Origin of the sequence: Streptomyces sp. NPDC048718, from assembly GCF_043198875.1 — a bacterium.
Classification (GTDB): domain Bacteria; phylum Actinomycetota; class Actinomycetes; order Streptomycetales; family Streptomycetaceae; genus Streptomyces.
The window spans coordinates 29,825-46,068 of record NZ_JBICVG010000020.1 but is presented as its reverse complement, the minus strand read 5'-3'; the positions used below and the strand labels follow the sequence as shown (position 1 = coordinate 46,068).

Annotated in this window: 14 protein-coding genes; 12 read left to right on the top strand and 2 right to left on the bottom strand. The window is 74.0% G+C overall.

What is annotated here, in order from left to right:
* Window positions 1-18 precede the first annotated feature (18 nt).
* The 3 genes from ACGFRB_RS29755 to ACGFRB_RS29745 are packed head-to-tail and all read left to right on the top strand — an operon-like array spanning window position 19 to window position 2,707.
* Window positions 19-756, top strand: coding sequence for a DUF5819 family protein (locus ACGFRB_RS29755; RefSeq protein WP_363003702.1), 738 nt, complete (start codon window positions 19-21; stop codon window positions 754-756).
* The gene (locus ACGFRB_RS29750; RefSeq protein WP_393247446.1) at window positions 753-2,042 is read left to right on the top strand and encodes an HTTM domain-containing protein; all 1,290 of its coding nucleotides are present in this window, start codon (window positions 753-755) and stop codon (window positions 2,040-2,042) included. The genes ACGFRB_RS29755 and ACGFRB_RS29750 overlap by 4 nt, the downstream gene beginning before the upstream one ends.
* A complete protein-coding gene (locus tag ACGFRB_RS29745) occupies window positions 2,039-2,707 on the top strand; it encodes a TrmH family RNA methyltransferase (protein ID WP_393247444.1) in 669 nt (222 codons plus the stop codon). Before ACGFRB_RS29750 ends, ACGFRB_RS29745 begins: the two co-directional genes overlap by 4 nt.
* An 85-nt stretch (window positions 2,708-2,792) precedes the next feature.
* Here ACGFRB_RS29745 and paaN read toward each other — a convergent pair whose 3' ends face one another.
* Window positions 2,793-4,490: a phenylacetic acid degradation protein PaaN gene (gene paaN, locus ACGFRB_RS29740; RefSeq protein WP_393247442.1), complete on the bottom strand. Its 1,698-nt coding sequence runs from the start codon at window positions 4,488-4,490 to the stop codon at window positions 2,793-2,795.
* A 124-nt stretch (window positions 4,491-4,614) separates the two neighbouring features.
* On the opposite strand from paaN, the gene ACGFRB_RS29735 reads away from it, so the two are divergent.
* A complete protein-coding gene (locus ACGFRB_RS29735; protein ID WP_393247441.1) occupies window positions 4,615-6,222 on the top strand; it encodes a 3-hydroxyacyl-CoA dehydrogenase in 1,608 nt (535 codons plus the stop codon).
* Window positions 6,222-6,815: a TetR/AcrR family transcriptional regulator gene (locus ACGFRB_RS29730; RefSeq protein WP_363003712.1), complete on the top strand. Its 594-nt coding sequence runs from the start codon at window positions 6,222-6,224 to the stop codon at window positions 6,813-6,815. The genes ACGFRB_RS29735 and ACGFRB_RS29730 overlap by 1 nt, the downstream gene beginning before the upstream one ends.
* A gap of 151 nt (window positions 6,816-6,966) precedes the next feature.
* Here ACGFRB_RS29730 and ACGFRB_RS29725 read toward each other — a convergent pair whose 3' ends face one another.
* A complete protein-coding gene (locus ACGFRB_RS29725; protein ID WP_393247439.1) occupies window positions 6,967-7,584 on the bottom strand; it encodes an Lrp/AsnC family transcriptional regulator in 618 nt (205 codons plus the stop codon).
* Window positions 7,585-7,761: 177 nt separating this feature from the next.
* Here ACGFRB_RS29725 and pdhA point away from each other — a divergent pair, with 177 nt between their 5' ends.
* The 7 genes from pdhA to ACGFRB_RS29690 all read left to right on the top strand — a co-directional run bounded on the left by pdhA (window position 7,762) and on the right by ACGFRB_RS29690 (window position 16,185).
* Window positions 7,762-8,922 carry a pyruvate dehydrogenase (acetyl-transferring) E1 component subunit alpha gene (gene pdhA, locus ACGFRB_RS29720; RefSeq protein ID WP_393247533.1) on the top strand — a complete coding sequence of 387 codons (1,161 nt, stop codon included), beginning with the start codon at window positions 7,762-7,764 and terminating at the stop codon, window positions 8,920-8,922.
* On the top strand, window positions 8,923-9,954 hold the full coding sequence (locus ACGFRB_RS29715; protein WP_393247437.1) for an alpha-ketoacid dehydrogenase subunit beta: 1,032 nt from the start codon (window positions 8,923-8,925) through the stop codon (window positions 9,952-9,954).
* A complete protein-coding gene (locus tag ACGFRB_RS29710; RefSeq protein ID WP_393247435.1) occupies window positions 9,954-11,330 on the top strand; it encodes a dihydrolipoamide acetyltransferase family protein in 1,377 nt (458 codons plus the stop codon). Before ACGFRB_RS29715 ends, ACGFRB_RS29710 begins: the two co-directional genes overlap by 1 nt.
* A gap of 183 nt (window positions 11,331-11,513) precedes the next feature.
* Window positions 11,514-12,497: a DUF6457 domain-containing protein gene (locus ACGFRB_RS29705; RefSeq protein ID WP_393247433.1), complete on the top strand. Its 984-nt coding sequence runs from the start codon at window positions 11,514-11,516 to the stop codon at window positions 12,495-12,497.
* The gene (locus ACGFRB_RS29700; RefSeq protein ID WP_393247431.1) at window positions 12,494-13,966 is read left to right on the top strand and encodes a molybdopterin molybdotransferase MoeA; all 1,473 of its coding nucleotides are present in this window, start codon (window positions 12,494-12,496) and stop codon (window positions 13,964-13,966) included. Before ACGFRB_RS29705 ends, ACGFRB_RS29700 begins: the two co-directional genes overlap by 4 nt.
* The gene (locus ACGFRB_RS29695; protein ID WP_393247429.1) at window positions 13,963-15,048 is read left to right on the top strand and encodes a potassium channel family protein; all 1,086 of its coding nucleotides are present in this window, start codon (window positions 13,963-13,965) and stop codon (window positions 15,046-15,048) included. Before ACGFRB_RS29700 ends, ACGFRB_RS29695 begins: the two co-directional genes overlap by 4 nt.
* Window positions 15,049-15,195: 147 nt before the next feature.
* The gene (locus tag ACGFRB_RS29690; RefSeq protein ID WP_393247427.1) at window positions 15,196-16,185 is read left to right on the top strand and encodes an NAD(P)H-quinone oxidoreductase; all 990 of its coding nucleotides are present in this window, start codon (window positions 15,196-15,198) and stop codon (window positions 16,183-16,185) included.
* Window positions 16,186-16,244: the final 59 nt, after the last annotated feature.

Below are 16,244 nucleotides of genomic sequence, written 5' to 3'. Positions count from 1 at the left end.
AGCGGGGAACGGGGCGCGATGGACGCGTATGACGGCACGGAAGCGGCCGAGCCGCCCTCATCGACCGGGCCCCGGGGCCCCGGGATCGCCGGACTCTCGCTGCGGTACCAGGTCGTCGCGGCCGTCGCCCTCGCCGTCCTCGGCGTGTTCGGCTGCGTCCACCTCGCGATGGTCTTTCTGCACGTCGCGCCCTCGAACACGCTCACCAAGCAGCACGGGACGGCCGTGGACGACTGGATCTACCCCGAGCTGGAACAGAACTGGAAACTGTTCGCCCCCAACCCGCTCCAGCAGAACATCGCCGTCGAGGCCCGTGCCGAGATCGCCGGCCCGGACGGCGGCGTCCGCACCACCGGCTGGATCGACCTCACCGCCCGTGAGGCCGAGCGGATCCGGGGCAGCCTCGTGCCCAGCCACACCGAACAGAACGAGCTGCGCCGGGCCTGGGAGTTCTTCCTCAACTTCCACAACGAGGACCGGCTCCCCATCGGCATGCGCGGCGAACTGTCCGAGGGCTATCTGCGCCGGATCGTCGTCTCCCGGCTCGCCGAGCGGGACCTCGGCGGCACCGTGCGGAAGATCCAGGTGCGCTCCGTGACCCGGGCCGTGCCCGCCCCCGCGTGGAGCACCGAGAAGACCGACACCCGCCCCGCCTACCGCGCCTACCGCTGGTGGACGATCACCGACGCCGACCGGCCCGGCGCCCCCGCCGCCGCACGGACCACCGCCTCCGGGACGGAGAGCACCGCCCGATGAAATACCCCTCCTCGCCCGCCCCGCGCCTCGCCGCCGCCGTCCAGAAGGTCACCGCGCACGCCCTCGGCCCCTACCAGTCGGCGGTCGTCCGGATCGGCTTCTCGCTCACCTGGCTGCTGTTCCTGCTGCGCGAGTGGCCGCACCGCCACGAGCTGTACGGACCCGACGGCCCCTGGTCGTGGGAGATGGGCCGGCGGCTGATCGCCGACAACCACTCCTTCAGCGCGCTCATGTGGTCCGACGGCGGGCTCTGGTTCGAGATCGTCTACGGGCTCGCGGTGCTCTCCGCCGCCCTGCTGCTGCTCGGCTGGCACACTCGCGCCGTCTCGGTGCTCTTCATGGCCGGGGTGCTGTCCCTGCAGAACCGCTCCATCTTCATGGGCGACGGCGGCGACAACGTCCTCCACCTCATGGCGCTCTATCTGGTCTTCGTCCGCTGCGGGCAGGTCTGGTCGCTCGACGCCCGCCGCGCGGCCCGCGCTCGTGCCCGTACCTCCGAGGACTCTGAAGGCGCCGAGGAGACGCCGGGCACGGCGGGGGCGGACGGGCCCGCCGGCCCGCTGCTGTGGATCGTGCTCGGCGGCTTCCTGATGGCCGCCACCTGGTTCTCCGGCGTCAGCGGCGAGGGCTGGCTGCTCGCCTTGTTCTGGGTGCTGTGGCTGGGCCACGCGCTGTGGTGGCTGGTCGGCCGGTACGCGCCCGGCGAGCCGCGCACTCTCCTCGACGTGATCGCCAACCTGACCCACAACGTCACCCTCGTCGTGATCATGGCGGAGGTCTGCCTGATCTACGCCACGGCCGGCTGGTACAAGGTCCAGGGCTCGCGCTGGCAGGACGGGACCGCGCTCTACTACCCGCTCCACCTCGACTACTTCACCCCCTGGCCGGCCCTCTCCGCCCTGCTGGCGGGCAGCGGCGTACTGGTGCTGCTGGTGAGCTACGGCACGGTGATCGTCCAGGTCGCGTTCCCCTTCACGCTCTTCCACCGCCGGATCAAGAACGTGCTGCTCGCGGCGATGATGCTGGAGCACGCCGGTATCGCGGTCCTGCTCGGGCTGCCGTTCTTCTCGCTCGCGATGATCGCCGCGGACGCCGTCTTCCTGCCCACGGTCTTCCTGGTGTGGCTGGGCGGCCAGGCCGCATGGGGCCGCGACCGGCTGCTGCGCCGCCCGCCCGCCGCACCGCCGGTCCCGGAGGGCCCGGAGGACCCGGAGGCCGTCCGCCTGCCGGAGCAGGGCCGTACGGATGAGGGGACCGGCGCCGGTCCCCGTACCCTCGTCGGGTGAGCACCACCGAAGAACAGCCGCTCCAGTACGACGAGGGCTTCGCCCCCGAGATCGGCGTCGGTCCGCACCCGCGGCCGTGGCCCGAGGGCGAGCGCTACGACCCCGAGCTGCTGGCCGAGGGCGACCGGCGCAATGTCGTCGACCCCTACCGCTACTGGACGCGCGAGGCGATCGTCGCGGACCTGGACACCCGCCGCCACGACTTCCACGTGGCCGTGGAGAACTGGGGCCACGACTTCAACATCGGTTCCGTGGTGCGCACCGCCAACGCCTTCCTGGCGAAGGAGGTGCACATCGTGGGCCGCCGCCGCTGGAACCGGCGCGGGGCGATGGTCACCGACCGCTACCAGCATGTGCGCCATCACCCGGACACGGCGGAGCTCACCGCGTGGGCGGCCGCCGAGGACCTGCCGATCATCGGCATCGACAATCTGCCCGGCGCGGTGCCGCTGGAGCGGACCGTGCTGCCGCGCCGCTGTGTGCTGCTGTTCGGGCAGGAGGGCCCCGGTCTCACCGAGGAGGCCCGGAAGCACGCGTCGATGGTCTGCTCGATCGCCCAGTTCGGCTCGACCCGCTCGATCAACGCCGGCGCCGCCGCCGCGATCGCCATGCACGCCTGGGTGCAGCGCTACGCCGACATCCCGGCCGAGCCCACCGGGGCGTAGGACCCGTAGAAGCGCCGAAGACGCGGTGGTGCCCCCGGGAGTCCCGGGGGCACCGCTCGTCCGTCCCGCGCGGGACGGTGTGCCGTCAGGCCTGGCGGCGGACCTCCACCACCCGGAAGCGGTTGGAGACGAAGGCGCCGTCGCACAGCGCCGCGTTCGCCGCCGGGTTGCCGCCCGAGCCGTGGAAGTCGGAGAACGCGGCCGTCTGGTTCACGAACACTCCGCCCGTCAGGTTCAGTGAGAGCTGCGCCGACTCCTCCAGGCACACCTCCTCGACGGCCCGCTCGGTCTCGGCCGAGGTGGTGTACGCGCCGACCGTCATCGCGCCCTTCTCACGGACCGTGCGCCGCAGCAGCTCCAGCGCGTCGGCGGTCGACTCGACCGAGACGGCGAAGGAGACCGGGCCGAAGCACTCCGAGAAGTACGCCGCCTCGCTGTCCGGCTTGGAGCCGTCCAGCTTCACGATGACCGGCGTCCGTACGACGGCGTCCGGGAAGTCGGGGTTGACCACCTCGCGGGAGGCCAGCGCCACCTCGCCGAGGCCCGCCGCCGCCTCCAGGCGCGCCTTCACATCGGGGTTGACCAGGGCGCCGAGCAGCGCGTTCGCCCGGGCGTCGTCGCCGAGCAGACCGCCCACCGCCGCCGCGACGTCGGCGACCACCTCGTCGTAGGACTTCGGGCCCTGGTCGGTGGTGATGCCGTCGCGGGGGATCAGCAGATTCTGCGGGGTGGTGCACATCTGGCCGCTGTACAGGGACAGCGAGAAGGCCAGATTGCCGAGCATGCCCTTGTAGTCGTCGGTGGAGTCGATGACGACCGTGTTGACGCCGGCCTTCTCCGTGTAGACCTGCGCCTGGCGGGCGTTCGCCTCCAGCCAGTCGCCGAAGGCGGCTCCGCCGGTGTAGTCGACGATCCTGATCTCGGGGCGGACGGCCAGCGTCTTGGCGATGCCCTCGCCGGGACGCTCGACGGCCAGCGCCACCAGGTTGGGGTCGAAGCCGGCCTCGGCGAGCACCTCACGGGAGATCCGCACGGTGAGGGCCAGCGGGAGCACCGCGCGCGGGTGCGGCTTGACCAGCACCGGGTTGCCGGTGGCGAGGGAGGCGAACAGGCCCGGGTAGCCGTTCCAGGTCGGGAAGGTGTTGCAGCCGACGACGAGGCCGATGCCGCGGCCGACCGCCGTGAACTCCTTGGTCAGCTCCAGCGGGTCGCGCTTGCCCTGGGGCTTGGACCAGGTGGTGCGGCCGGCCGGGGTGCGGGTCTGCTCCTCGTACGCGTAGGCCACGGCCTCCAGGCCGCGGTCCTGGGCGTGCGGGCCGCCGGCCTGGAGCGCCATCATGAAGGCCTGGCCGCTGGTGTGCATGACGGCGTGGGCGAACTCGTGGGTGCGGGCGGAGATCCGGGCGAGGATCTCCAGGCACACCAGGGCGCGGGTCTCGGGCCCGGCGTCGCGCCAGGCGGCCATGCCGGCGCGCATCGCGGGAAGCAGCACGTCGAGGTCGGCGTGCGGGTACTCCACGCCGAGCTCCGGGCCGTACGGCGAGACCTCGGCGCCGGTCCAGCCGTCGGTGCCGGGCTGGTCGAGCTCGAAGCGCTTGCCCAGCAGGTCCTTATAGGCGGCGAGTCCGGCGGCGGCGTCCAGCGAGCCGTTCTCCCCGTAGGCCTTGGGGTGCTCCGGGTGCGGAGACCAGTAGGCGCGGGTGCGGATGGTGGCGAGGGCCTGATCGAGAGTGGACCGGTGCTTCTCGGCCAGAACGTCGGTGGTCAGCTGAGTGGTGGCCATGAATGGACCAACTCCTCGTCGAGCTGGGCAGGGAGACGTATACGGAGTTAGAGTAACCGAACGATCGGTCGGGACAAGGGGGTCCGTCGATCCTGTGGAAAACCCATCGGGGAGGATCACTCCTATGAGCGCCAACACGACGGTCCAGGGGAGCGACGCGGTGCCGGCCGACGAAGCCGGACCTCTTGCCCCGGACACCGGCCCGAGCGCGGGCCCCGGCGCCGAGCCGGGCCTCTCACCAGGCAGTACGGTCGCCGTCGTCGGCACCGGCACCATGGGGCAGGGCATCGCCCAGGTCGCCCTGACCGCAGGTCATCTCGTACGTCTGTACGACAGCGCGCCCGGTCGGGCGGAGGAGGCCGTGACGGCCGTCGCCGGCCGGCTGGACCGGCTGGTCGCCAAGGGCCGGCTCGGCCCGGCGGAGCGCGACGCGGCACTCGCCCGGCTGCACCCCGCCGCCGAACTCGCCGGTCTCGCGGACGCCGCCCTGGTGATCGAGGCGATCGTCGAACGGCTCGACGTCAAGCAGGGGCTCTTCGCGGACCTGGAGAAGGTCGTCGGCGAGGACACGGTGCTCGCCACCAACACCTCCTCCCTCTCCGTCACCGCCATCGCGGGCGGACTGCGCCGGCCCGGCCGGTTCGTCGGCCTGCACTTCTTCAACCCCGCCCCGCTGCTGCCGCTCGTCGAGGTCGTCAGTGGCCACGCCACCGACCCGGCCACCGCCACGCGCGCGTACGAGGCGATGCGGAGCTGGGGCAAGACGCCGGTCCGCTGCGCGGACACCCCCGGCTTCATCGTGAACCGGATCGCCCGCCCCTTCTACGCGGAGGCCCTGCGCGTCTTCGAGGAGGGCGGCGCCGACCCGGCCACGATCGACGCGGCGCTGCGCGAGTCCGGCGGCTTCCGGATGGGCCCCTTCGAGCTGACCGACCTCATCGGCCAGGACGTCAACGAGGCCGTGACCCGCTCGGTGTGGGAGTCCTTCTTCCAGGACCCCAAGTTCACCCCCTCGCTCGCCCAGCGGCGGCTCGTCGAGTCGGGCCGCCTCGGCCGCAAGACGGGGCACGGCTGGTTCTCGTACGCGCAGGGCGCGAAGCGCCCCGAGCCGCACACCGCGCCGCCCGCCGAGGCGCCCGCGCGGGTCACCGTACGGGGGTCGCTCGGGCCCGCCGAGCCGCTGGTGGAGCTGTTCGAGGAGGCCGGGATCGAGGTCCGGCGCACCTCCGGGGGCGGGTACGTCGACCTGCCCGCGGGGGCCAGGCTCGGCCTCGCCGACGGCGAGACGTCCTTCGAGTACCGCAGGGACGACATCGTCTACTTCGACCTGGCGCTCGACTACGCCGAGGCGAGCCGGATCGTCCTGTCGACCCGCGCCGGGATGGCTCCCGAGGTCTTCGCCGAGGCCGTGGGACTCTTCCAGGCGCTGGGCAAGAAGGTATCCGTGATCGGCGACGTGCCGGGCATGATCGTGGCCCGTACGGTCGCGATGCTCGCCGACCTCGCCGCCGACGCGGTGGACCGGGGTGTCGCCACCGCGAAGGACGTGGACACGGCGATGCGGCTGGGCGTCAACTATCCGGCGGGCCCGCTGGAGTGGGCGGAGCGCGTCGGGTACGCACGCGTACGCGACCTGCTGAAGTCGCTGCACGAGCGCTGCCCGAACGGGCGCTACGCGCCGTCGCTCGCGCTCGCGCGGCGGGGCCGGGACGACGAGGAGGGAGAGCTGTGATGACCACCGCGCGACGCGACACGTACACCCCCGAGACACTGCTCTCGGTCGCCGTCCAGGTTTTCAACGAGCGTGGCTACGACGGCACCTCCATGGAGCACCTGTCCAAGGCGGCGGGCATCTCCAAGTCGTCGATCTACCACCACGTGGCCGGCAAGGAGGAACTGCTGCGGCGGGCCGTCAGCCGGGCGCTCGACGGGCTGTTCGCCATCCTCGACGAGCCGGCCGCGGGCAGCGGCAGGGCCGTCGAGCGGGTCGAGTACGTGACCCGGCGGACCGTCGAGGTGCTGATCGACGAGCTGCCCTACGTGACGCTGCTGCTGCGGGTGCGCGGCAACACCACGACCGAGCGGTGGGCGATGGAGCGGCGCCGCGAGTTCGACCACCGGGTGGCCGCGCTGCTGAAGGCGGCGGCCGCCGACGGCGATCTGCGCGCGGACGTGGACATCCGGCTCGCCACCCGGCTGCTCTTCGGGATGATCAATTCGCTGGTGGAGTGGTACCGGCCGCACCACGACTCCCCCGCGGAGCGGGACCAGCTGGCGGACACTGTCGCGCGGATGGCTTTCGACGGGCTGCGCGCGACCCTCTGAGCCCGCCGCCCGGCCCCGGCCCCCTCGCTTGTACGCCGAAGCCCGCCCCGATCCGAACCGGTCGGGGCGGGCTTCGGCGTATGTACGCGCAGGGGGGCCGCAGGGGCCGCGGGGGCCGCGGGGGCCGCGGGGGCCGTGGGGGCCGTGGGGCTCAGTCCCCGGGGGCGGGCCCAGGGTCGAGATCGGTCTCCTCGAAGACCAGCAGTGTGCGGGTGGACAGTACCTCGGGCATGGACTGGAGCCGGGTGAGCACCAGCTCGCGCAGGGTCCGGTTGTCCGGGGTGTGCACCAGCAGCAGGACATCGAAATCGCCGCTGACCAGGGCGATGTGCGCGGCGCCCGGCAGGGCCTGGAGCTGTTCGCGGACGGTCCGCCACGAGTTCTGGACGATCTTGAGCGTGATGTAGGCGGACGCGCCGTGCCCGGCCCGCTCGTGGTTGACGCGGGCGCCGAAGCCGCGGATCACCCCGTCGTCGAGAAGCCGGTTGATCCGCGCGTACGCGTTGGCGCGCGAGACGTGCACCCGCTCGGCGACCGAGCGGACCGAGGCGCGGCCGTCGGCCTGGAGGAGCCGCAGGATCGCGCGGTCGATGGAGTCCAGCGGGCGGGCCGGGCCCTGCGGAGGGACCATGACGGCAGGACCGGGCGGTGTCCCGGCGACGGCGCCGGGCGCCCCGTCGGCCGGTGCCGGGAGGGCGGCGCCAGGGGCCGCGTTCAGGTGTGTGTCATCCGCGTCCCGCACGGCATCGGCCATTTGTTCATCCGCCATGTCCCCCCGCCTCTCTCCTGTGGACGCCCTGCGCCTATCCCAGGCTGTGGAGAACCGTTTGTCCACAGGCTGGAGGTGCCTGTAGCCAAAATGCCTCCACGACCGAACAATCGGTAGGTGAGGCGCGCCACATCGCGCGCCGCCCGCCCTCGGGCTTATGCCCGCTCCCACGAGGAGGTGGACTCGTTGCGACGGCGCAGTTCGACAGTCCAAGAGCCCCCCGGTGCCGCCCGTGACTACCGGCTCACCCCGCCGCCGGCCTGGCAGCCCCGCACCGACCCCGCCCCGCTGCTGCCGGACGCGGAGCCGCTGCGCGTGCTCGGCACGGACGCGGTGGCCGACGCGGACCCCGCGCTGCTGCTCCGTCTCTACGCCGAGCTGGTCCGCGGCCGCCGTTACAACGCGCAGGCCACGGCCCTGACCAAGCAGGGCCGGCTCGCCGTCTACCCCTCCACCACCGGCCAGGAGGCCTCCGAGGTCGCCGCCGCGCTGGCCCTGGAGGAGCGGGACTGGCTCTTCCCCTCGTATCGCGACACGCTCGCCGCCGTCGCCCGCGGCCTCGACCCCGTGCAGGCCCTGACGCTGCTGCGCGGCGACTGGCACACCGGCTACGACCCGCGCGAGTACCGCATAGCGCCGCTCAGCACCCCGCTCGCCACCCAGCTCCCGCACGCCGTGGGCCTCGCCCACGCGGCTCGGCTGAAGGGCGACGACGTCGTCGCGCTCGCCATGGTCGGCGACGGCGGCACCAGCGAGGGCGACTTCCACGAGGCGCTGAACTTCGCCGCCGTCTGGCAGGCCCCCGTGGTCTTCCTCGTCCAGAACAACGGCTTCGCGATCTCCGTTCCGCTCGCCAAGCAGACCGCCGCCCCGTCGCTCGCCCACAAGGCGGTCGGTTACGGGATGCCGGGCCGGCTCGTCGACGGCAACGACGCGATCGCCGTCCACCAGGTGCTCACCGAGGCCGTCGACCGCGCCCGGCGCGGTGGCGGGCCCACCCTCGTCGAGGCCGTCACCTACCGGATGGACGCCCACACCAACGCCGACGACGCCACCCGCTACCGCGGTGACGCCGAGGTCGAGGCCTGGCGGGCGCACGACCCGATCGTGATCCTGGAGCGCGAGCTGACCGAGCGCGGAATCCTCGACGAGGACGGCCGGCGCGCGGCGGCCGAGGACGCCGAGGAGATGGCGGCCCGGCTGCGCGAGCGCATGAACGCCGACCCCGTGCTCGACCCGATGGACCTCTTCGCCCACGTGTACGCCGAGAAGACCGCGCAGCTGCGCGAGCAGGCGGAGCAGCTGCGGGCGGAACTCGACGCCGAGAGCGAGGCGTAGATGACCACGCACACGACCGCACGGCCGGCCGCGAAGACCGCGGCCAAGCCGGCCACCATGGCGCAGGCCCTCCAGCGGGCCATGCGCGATGCCATGGCCGAGGACCCCACCGTCCACGTCATGGGTGAGGACGTCGGCACCCTCGGTGGCGTCTTCCGGGTCACCGACGGACTCGCGAAGGAGTTCGGCGAGGACCGCTGCACCGACACGCCGCTGGCCGAGGCCGGCATTCTCGGCGCGGCCGTCGGCATGGCCATGTACGGGCTGCGGCCGGTAGTGGAGATGCAGTTCGACGCGTTCGCCTACCCGGCGTTCGAGCAGCTCGTCAGCCATGTCGCGAAGATGCGCAACCGCACCCGCGGCGCCATGCCGATGCCGCTCGTCGTCCGCGTGCCCTACGGCGGCGGGATCGGCGGCGTCGAGCACCACAGCGACTCCTCCGAGATCTACTACATGGCCACCCCGGGCCTGCACGTCGTCACTCCGGCGACCGTCGAGGACGCGTACGGGCTGCTGCGCGCCGCCATCGCCTCCGACGACCCGGTGGTCTTCCTGGAGCCCAAGCGGCTCTACTGGTCGAAGTCCGACTGGTCGCCCGAGGCGCCCGCCGCCGTCGAGCCGATCGGCAAGGCCGTGGTGCGCCGCCCGGGCACCAGCGCCACCCTCGTCACCTACGGCCCGTCCCTGCCGGTGTGCCTGGAGGCCGCCGAGGCGGCCCGGGCCGAGGGCTGGGACCTGGAGGTCGTCGACCTGCGCTCGCTCGTGCCCTTCGACGAGGAGACCGTCTGCGCGTCCGTGCGGCGCACCGGCCGGGCCGTCGTCGTGCACGAGTCGACCGGCTTCGCCGGTCCGGGCGCCGAGATCGCCGCCCGGATCACCGAGCGCTGCTTCCACCACCTGGAGGCTCCGGTGCTGCGGGTCGCCGGCTTCGACATCCCGTATCCGCCGCCGATGCTGGAGCGGCACCACCTGCCGGGCGTGGACCGGGTCCTGGACGCGGTCGCGCGGCTCCAGTGGGAGGCGGGGAGCTGATGGCGCAGGTCCTGGAGTTCAAGCTGCCCGACCTCGGCGAGGGGCTCACCGAGGCCGAGATCGTGCGCTGGCTGGTCGACGTCGGCGATGTCGTCGCCATCGATCAGCCGGTCGTGGAGGTCGAGACGGCCAAGGCGATGGTGGAGGTGCCCTGTCCGTACGGAGGGGTGGTCACGGCCCGCTTCGGCGAGGAGGGCACCGAGCTGCCGGTCGGCGCCCCGCTGCTGACCGTCGCCGTCGACGGTGCCCCAAAGCCCGCGGCGGCACCGGCCCCGGCACCGGCGGCGCAGGGGACCGGGGCCGCGGCGGACGCCGCGGACGCCGTCTCCTCCGAGTACTCGGGCAATGTGCTCGTCGGCTACGGCACCACCAAGCCCGCGGCCCGGCGCCGCCGGGTCCGCCGCGAGAACCCGGCCGCCGCGACGCCGGCCGCGCCCGCAGCCGCAGCCGCAGCCGCCGCCGTACCCGCGCCCGCCGCTCCGGCGGCGCCGCGCGGACCGGTGGCCGTCATCTCTCCGCTGGTGCGCAAGCTCGCCCGGGATCGCGGGCTCGACCTGCGCGAGGTGCGCGGTTCCGGCCCCGAGGGCCTGATCCTGCGGGCCGACGTGGAGACGGCGCTCACCGTACGGGAGCGGCCCGCCCCGGCCGTCGCCGCACCGGCCCCCGTTCCGGCCGCCCCGGCCGTCGCCGGGGAGCGGATCCCGCTGCGCGGGGTGCGTGGCGCCGTCGCCGACAAGCTGTCGCGCAGCCGGACCGAGATCCCGGACGCGACCTGCTGGGTGGACGCCGACGCGACCGGGCTCATGACGGCGCGTGCGGGGATGAACGCGGCGGGCGGACCGAAGATCTCCGTCCTCGCGCTGCTCGCCCGGATCTGCGTCCATGCCCTCGGCCGGTTCCCCGAGCTCAACTCCACCGTCGACACGGCCGCGCGGGAGATCGTCCGGCTGCCGTCCGTACACCTCGGCTTCGCGGCCCAGACCGAGCGCGGCCTGGTCGTGCCCGTCGTCAAGGACGCGGGCGGGCGGACGGCCGAGTCGCTGTCCGCCGAGTTCGCCCGGCTGACCGAGGCGGCCCGGCAGGGGGCGCTGACCCCCGCGGACCTGACCGGCGGCACGTTCACGCTCAACAACTACGGGGTGTTCGGGGTCGACGGCTCCACGCCGATCATCAATCACCCCGAGGCGGCCATGCTCGGTGTCGGCCGGATCGTCCCCAAGCCGTGGGTGCACGAGGGCGAGCTGGCGATACGCCAGGTGGTGCAGCTCTCGCTCACCTTCGACCACCGGGTCTGCGACGGCGGCACGGCCGGCGGCTTCCTCCGCTATGTCGCGGACTGCGTGGAGAACCCGGCGGTGCTGCTGCGCACCCTCTGACCGTACGGATTCCCCGACCGTACGGATCTCCTGACCGTACGGCCGCGCCGACCGTACGGAAGACTCCGCCGGGATTCCACACCGGCCTGGGCACGGGGCCCGGGCCGGTACCCGGCGGCCTTGTCCGGGGCCCTCTCCCATGCCGGGCCCCGGACCGTCCGGCGCGGCGCGCATACTGCTGGCATGACGAGCGCATTTGACGCCGTCGTGCTGGCCGGCGGCTCCGCCCGGCGGCTCGGCGGGGCCGACAAGCCAGGGGTCCGGGTCGGGGGACGGCCGCTGCTCGACCGGGTCCTCGCGGGCTGCCGCGACGCCCGGCGCACCGTGGTCGTCGCCGCGCCCCGCGCCACCTCCCGCCCCGTCGACTGGGCCCGGGAGGAGCCGCCCGGCGGCGGACCCGTCGCCGCGCTGGGCGCCGGCCTGCGCCGGCTCGCCGACCTTTCCGCTCCTCCCGCTCCTCCCGCTCCTCCCGCTTCCTCGGGCGGTTTCGCCGACCCCGCGTCCGCCCCCGGCCCCGCGCCCGCCGACCCCGCGTCCGTCGTGCTCGTCCTCTCCGCCGATCTGCCGTTCTTCGACGCGGCCGGGGCACGCCGGCTCGTCGCCGCGCTGGAGACGGCACCGGAGGCCGACGGGGTCTGCGCGGTGGACGCCGGCGGGCGCCACCAGCCGCTGGTCGCGGCGTACCGGGCCGGAGCGCTGCGCCGGGCCCTCGACCGGGCCGCCGCCGAACACGGCGGCACCCTGGACGGTCTCGCGCTGCGCCGGGTGACCGGCGCCCTGAACGTCGTACCCGTGCCGCCGACGGCACCCGTTCCGGCCGCTCCGGGGGACTCCGGTCCGCTCGACGCGTCCTTCGACTGCGACACCTGGGGGGACGTCGCGGCGGCCCGCGCACGCATCAGGGAGCATGGGCACGTGCTGAACGAATGGATCACCGCAGTCAAGGACGAACTGGGCATCGACCTGGACGTCGACACGACCGTGCTGCTCGACCTCGCCCGGGACGCCGCGCACGGGGTCGCGCGGCCCGCGGCGCCGCTGACCACGTTCCTGGTCGGCTACGCGGCGGCACGGGCCGAGGGCGGCCCGGACGCCGTCGCGGAGGCCGCCCGCAAGGCCGCCGCGCTCGCCCAGCGCTGGGCCGCCGAACAGGACGACGCCGGATGACCGGCGAAGAACGCGGGTCCGACGACGGCATGGACGAGGCGCTCGCACTCGTCGGCCGCCCGCGCGCGACCCGGGCGCCCCGTACGCCCCGCCCGGATTCCGCGCCGGGTGCCCAGGCCCCGGACCCGCAGGCGCCGCCGGCCCACCGGCACGGTGTCGCGTGGCCCGAGGCCCGGTCCGCCGCCGCGCGGGCCGGGGCCGCCGCCGCCCGGACCCGCCGCCCCGCCCCGGTGCCGCTCGGACAGGCACTCGGCCGGGTCCTGGCCGAGCCGCTGCGCGCACTCACCGATCTGCCCTCCTTCGACACCTCGGCCATGGACGGCTGGGCGGTCGCCGGGCCCGGCCCCTGGCGCGCCCTCCCCGAAGGCTCGGTGCTCGCCGGGCACGCCCCCACCGCCGAACTCGCCGACGGCCACGCCGTCCGGATCGCTACCGGCGCCCGGGTACCGGCCGGGGCGACCGCCGTCGTCCGCGCCGAGCACTCGCGTACCGACGCCACCGGTCAGCTGCACGCCCGGCGCGAGGTCGGCCAGGGCCAGGACATCCGTCCCCGAGGCCAGGAGTGCCGGGCCGGCGACCGGCTGATGCCCGCCGGGACCGCGGTGACCCCCGCGGTCCTCGGGCTCGCCGCCGCGGCCGGCTACGACGAACTGACCACGTACCCGCGCCCCCGCGTGGAGGTTCTGGTCCTCGGCGACGAGCTGCTGGCCTCCGGGCTCCCCCACGACGGTCTGATCCGCGACGCCCTCGGCCCGCTGCTCGGCCCCTGGCTGCGGGCGCTCGGCGCCGACGTCCTCGGCATCCGCCGGATCGGCGACGACGCCGAGGAGCTTTACGAGGCGGTCACCGGCTCCGCCGCCGACGTGGTCGTCACCACCGGCGGCACGGCGTCCGGTCCCGTCGACCATGTCCACCCGGTCCTGGCGAAGGCCGGTGCCACCCTGCTCGTCGACGGGGTACGGGTCCGCCCCGGCCACCCGATGCTGCTGGCCGCGCTCGGCGACCCGGGCTCCCGGTATCTCGTCGGCCTGCCCGGCAACCCGCTCGCCGCCGTCTCCGGGCTGCTCACGCTCGCCGCGCCGCTGCTGAGCGCCCTCGCCGGGCGCCCGGGCCCGGCATCAGCCGCGGCCCCGGCATCGATTCCCACCGCGACGCGGGACCCGTACTCGTACCCGAACCCGGCCCCGAACCCGACCCCGGCCTCGGACCCGGATACGGTGTCCTGCCGCGTCCCCGTACGCGACGGGATCCAGGGCCATCCGCACGACACCCGGCTGGTCCCCGTCCTCGTCCGCGACGGCGAGGCCGTCCCGCTGCGCTACAGCGGGCCCGCGATGCTCCGCGGTGTCGCCGCCGCCGACGCCATGGCCGTGGTCCCGCCCGGCGGGGCGCGGCCCGGACAGCCCCTCGATGTTCTCGACCTTCCCTGGACGGCCCCGACCGCGGGCCAAGGAGTGTGTTTCACGTGAAACTGCCCAGCCGTGACGTCATGGCCCGGCAGGCGGACGAGAAGATCGCGGGTCCGCGCATCAAGCTGCCCCGCCGGGAGGTCGAGCGGCCCCTGCGCCAGGTCGCCAAGCGCCTGATGATGGCGCTCGGCGTGCTCGTCGTGACCATCTTCCTGGTCTATTTCGACCGTGTCGGGTACCACGACAACGCCGACGAGACGGTCGACTTCCTCGACGCCGCCTACTACGCGACCGTCACCCTCTCCACCACGGGCTACGGCGACATCGTCCCGTACAGCGACTCGGCGCGGCTCGTGAACATCCTGCTGATCACGCCGCTGCGCGTGCTGTTCCTGATCATCCTGGTCGGCACCACTCTCGAGGTCCTCACGGAACGGACCCGGGAGGAGTTCCGGCTCCACCGCTGGAGGGCCACCTTGCGTGACCACACCGTCATCGTCGGCTTCGGGACCAAGGGGCGCTCGGCGATCCAGACGCTGTGCGCGACCGGGCTGCGCAAGGACCACATCGTCATCGTCGACCCGTCCAGCAAGGTCATCGAGGCGGCGAACGCGGACGGGTTCGTCGGCGTGATCGGCGACGCGACCCGCAGCGACGTCCTGCTCCGGGCCGAGGTGCAAAAGGCCCGTCAGATCGTCATCGCCACCCAGCGCGACGACACCGCCGTGCTGGTCACCCTGACCGCCCGCCAGCTCAACCGGGGCGCGAAGATCGTCGCCGCGGTCCGCGAGGAGGAGAACGCCCCGCTGCTGCGCCAGTCCGGGGCCGACGCCGTGATCACCAGCGCCAGCGCCGCCGGCCGGCTCCTCGGCCTCTCCGTCCTCAGCCCCAGCGCGGGCACGGTGATGGAGGACCTCATCCAGCAGGGCTCCGGCCTCGACCTCGTCGAGCGGCCGGTGACCAAGGCGGAGGCGGGCAAGAGCGTGCGGGAGACCAAGGATCTGGTGGTGAGCGTGCTGCGCGGCCACCGGCTGCTCGGCTACGACGACCCCGCCGCCAGCCCGCTCCAGCTGACCGACCGGGTCATCACGATCGTGCGCGCCGCACCCGTCACCCCGCTCACCACGCCCGACAAGGACTGACGGGCCCGGCGAGGACAGACCGGACCCGGCCGAACCCGGCAAGGCCGGGCCGGGCCGGGCCGGGCACTCGGGGCCAGGGCACACAGGGGCTGGTGACCGTGCCGGGCCGGGACGCTCCGGCCCGGTCCCGGGAGTAGCCTCGCCGCCATGCATGCGATCACGATTCCCGAACCCGGCGGGCCCGAAGCGCTGGTCTGGGCCGAGGTGCCCGACCCCGTACCCGCCGAGGGCGAGGTGCTCGTCGAGGTGGTGGCGAGCGCCGTCAACCGAGCCGATGTGCTCCAGCGCCAGGGCTTCTACGATCCGCCGCCGGGCAGCTCCCCGTATCCCGGCCTGGAGTGTTCCGGCCGGATCGCCGCGCTCGGCCCCGGTGTGTCGGGGTGGTCCGTCGGCGACGAGGTGTGCGCGCTGCTCGTCGGCGGCGGGTACGCCACGAAGGTCGCCGTCCCCGTCGGCCAGCTGCTGCCCCGACCGGCCAACGTCGACCTGGTGACGGCCGCCGCGCTGCCCGAGGTGGCCTGCACGGTCTGGTCGAACATCTTCATGCTGGCCCATCTGCGGCCGGGTGAGACACTGCTCGTGCACGGCGGTTCGAGCGGCATCGGCACCATGGCGATCCAGCTGGCCAAGGCGATCGGCGCCCGGGTGGCGGTCACCGCCGGCAGCCCGGAGAAGCTCGCCCGCTGCGCCGAACTGGGCGCCGACATCCTCGTCGACTACCGCGAACAGGACTTCGTCGAGGAGCTGCGCAAGGCGACGGACGGGGCGGGCGCGGACGTCATCCTGGACATCGTCGGTGCCAAGTACCTGGACCGGAACGTCAAGGCGCTCGCCGTCAACGGCCGGCTGGTCGTCATCGGCCTCCAGGGCGGCGTCAAGGGCGAGTTGAACCTGGGCGCGCTGATGGCCAAGCGCGCCGCCGTCCTGGCGACCACGCTGCGGGCCCGCCCGCTGGAGGAGAAGGCGGCCGTCGTCGCCGCCGTCCGCGAGCATGTCTGGCCGCTGGTCGAGGCGGGCACGGTCACCCCCGTCGTGGACCGCGCGCTTCCGATGGCGGACGTGGCGGAGGGCCACCGGGCCGTCGAGTCGAGCGCCCACGTCGGCAAGGTGCTGCTGCTGGCCCCCGCCGGGGACTGAGCGGACCCGGGGGCCTGAGCGGAATCAGGCCCGCCCCGCACAGCGGAAAGGGGCCCGGC

What these genes read in the sequence shown, in the direction of transcription:
- ACGFRB_RS29755 (WP_363003702.1), top strand. Translation starts at nt 19, where the DNA reads ATGGACGCGTATGACGGCACGGAAGCGGCCGAGCCGCCCTCATCGACC.
- ACGFRB_RS29750 (WP_393247446.1), top strand. Translation starts at nt 753, where the DNA reads ATGAAATACCCCTCCTCGCCCGCCCCGCGCCTCGCCGCCGCCGTCCAG.
- paaN (WP_393247442.1), bottom strand. Translation starts at nt 4,490, where the DNA reads ATGGCCACCACTCAGCTGACCACCGACGTTCTGGCCGAGAAGCACCGG.
- ACGFRB_RS29735 (WP_393247441.1), top strand. Translation starts at nt 4,615, where the DNA reads ATGAGCGCCAACACGACGGTCCAGGGGAGCGACGCGGTGCCGGCCGAC.
- ACGFRB_RS29730 (WP_363003712.1), top strand. Translation starts at nt 6,222, where the DNA reads ATGACCACCGCGCGACGCGACACGTACACCCCCGAGACACTGCTCTCG.
- ACGFRB_RS29725 (WP_393247439.1), bottom strand. Translation starts at nt 7,584, where the DNA reads ATGGCGGATGAACAAATGGCCGATGCCGTGCGGGACGCGGATGACACA.
- ACGFRB_RS29715 (WP_393247437.1), top strand. Translation starts at nt 8,923, where the DNA reads ATGACCACGCACACGACCGCACGGCCGGCCGCGAAGACCGCGGCCAAG.
- ACGFRB_RS29710 (WP_393247435.1), top strand. Translation starts at nt 9,954, where the DNA reads ATGGCGCAGGTCCTGGAGTTCAAGCTGCCCGACCTCGGCGAGGGGCTC.
- ACGFRB_RS29705 (WP_393247433.1), top strand. Translation starts at nt 11,514, where the DNA reads ATGACGAGCGCATTTGACGCCGTCGTGCTGGCCGGCGGCTCCGCCCGG.
- ACGFRB_RS29700 (WP_393247431.1), top strand. Translation starts at nt 12,494, where the DNA reads ATGACCGGCGAAGAACGCGGGTCCGACGACGGCATGGACGAGGCGCTC.
- ACGFRB_RS29690 (WP_393247427.1), top strand. Translation starts at nt 15,196, where the DNA reads ATGCATGCGATCACGATTCCCGAACCCGGCGGGCCCGAAGCGCTGGTC.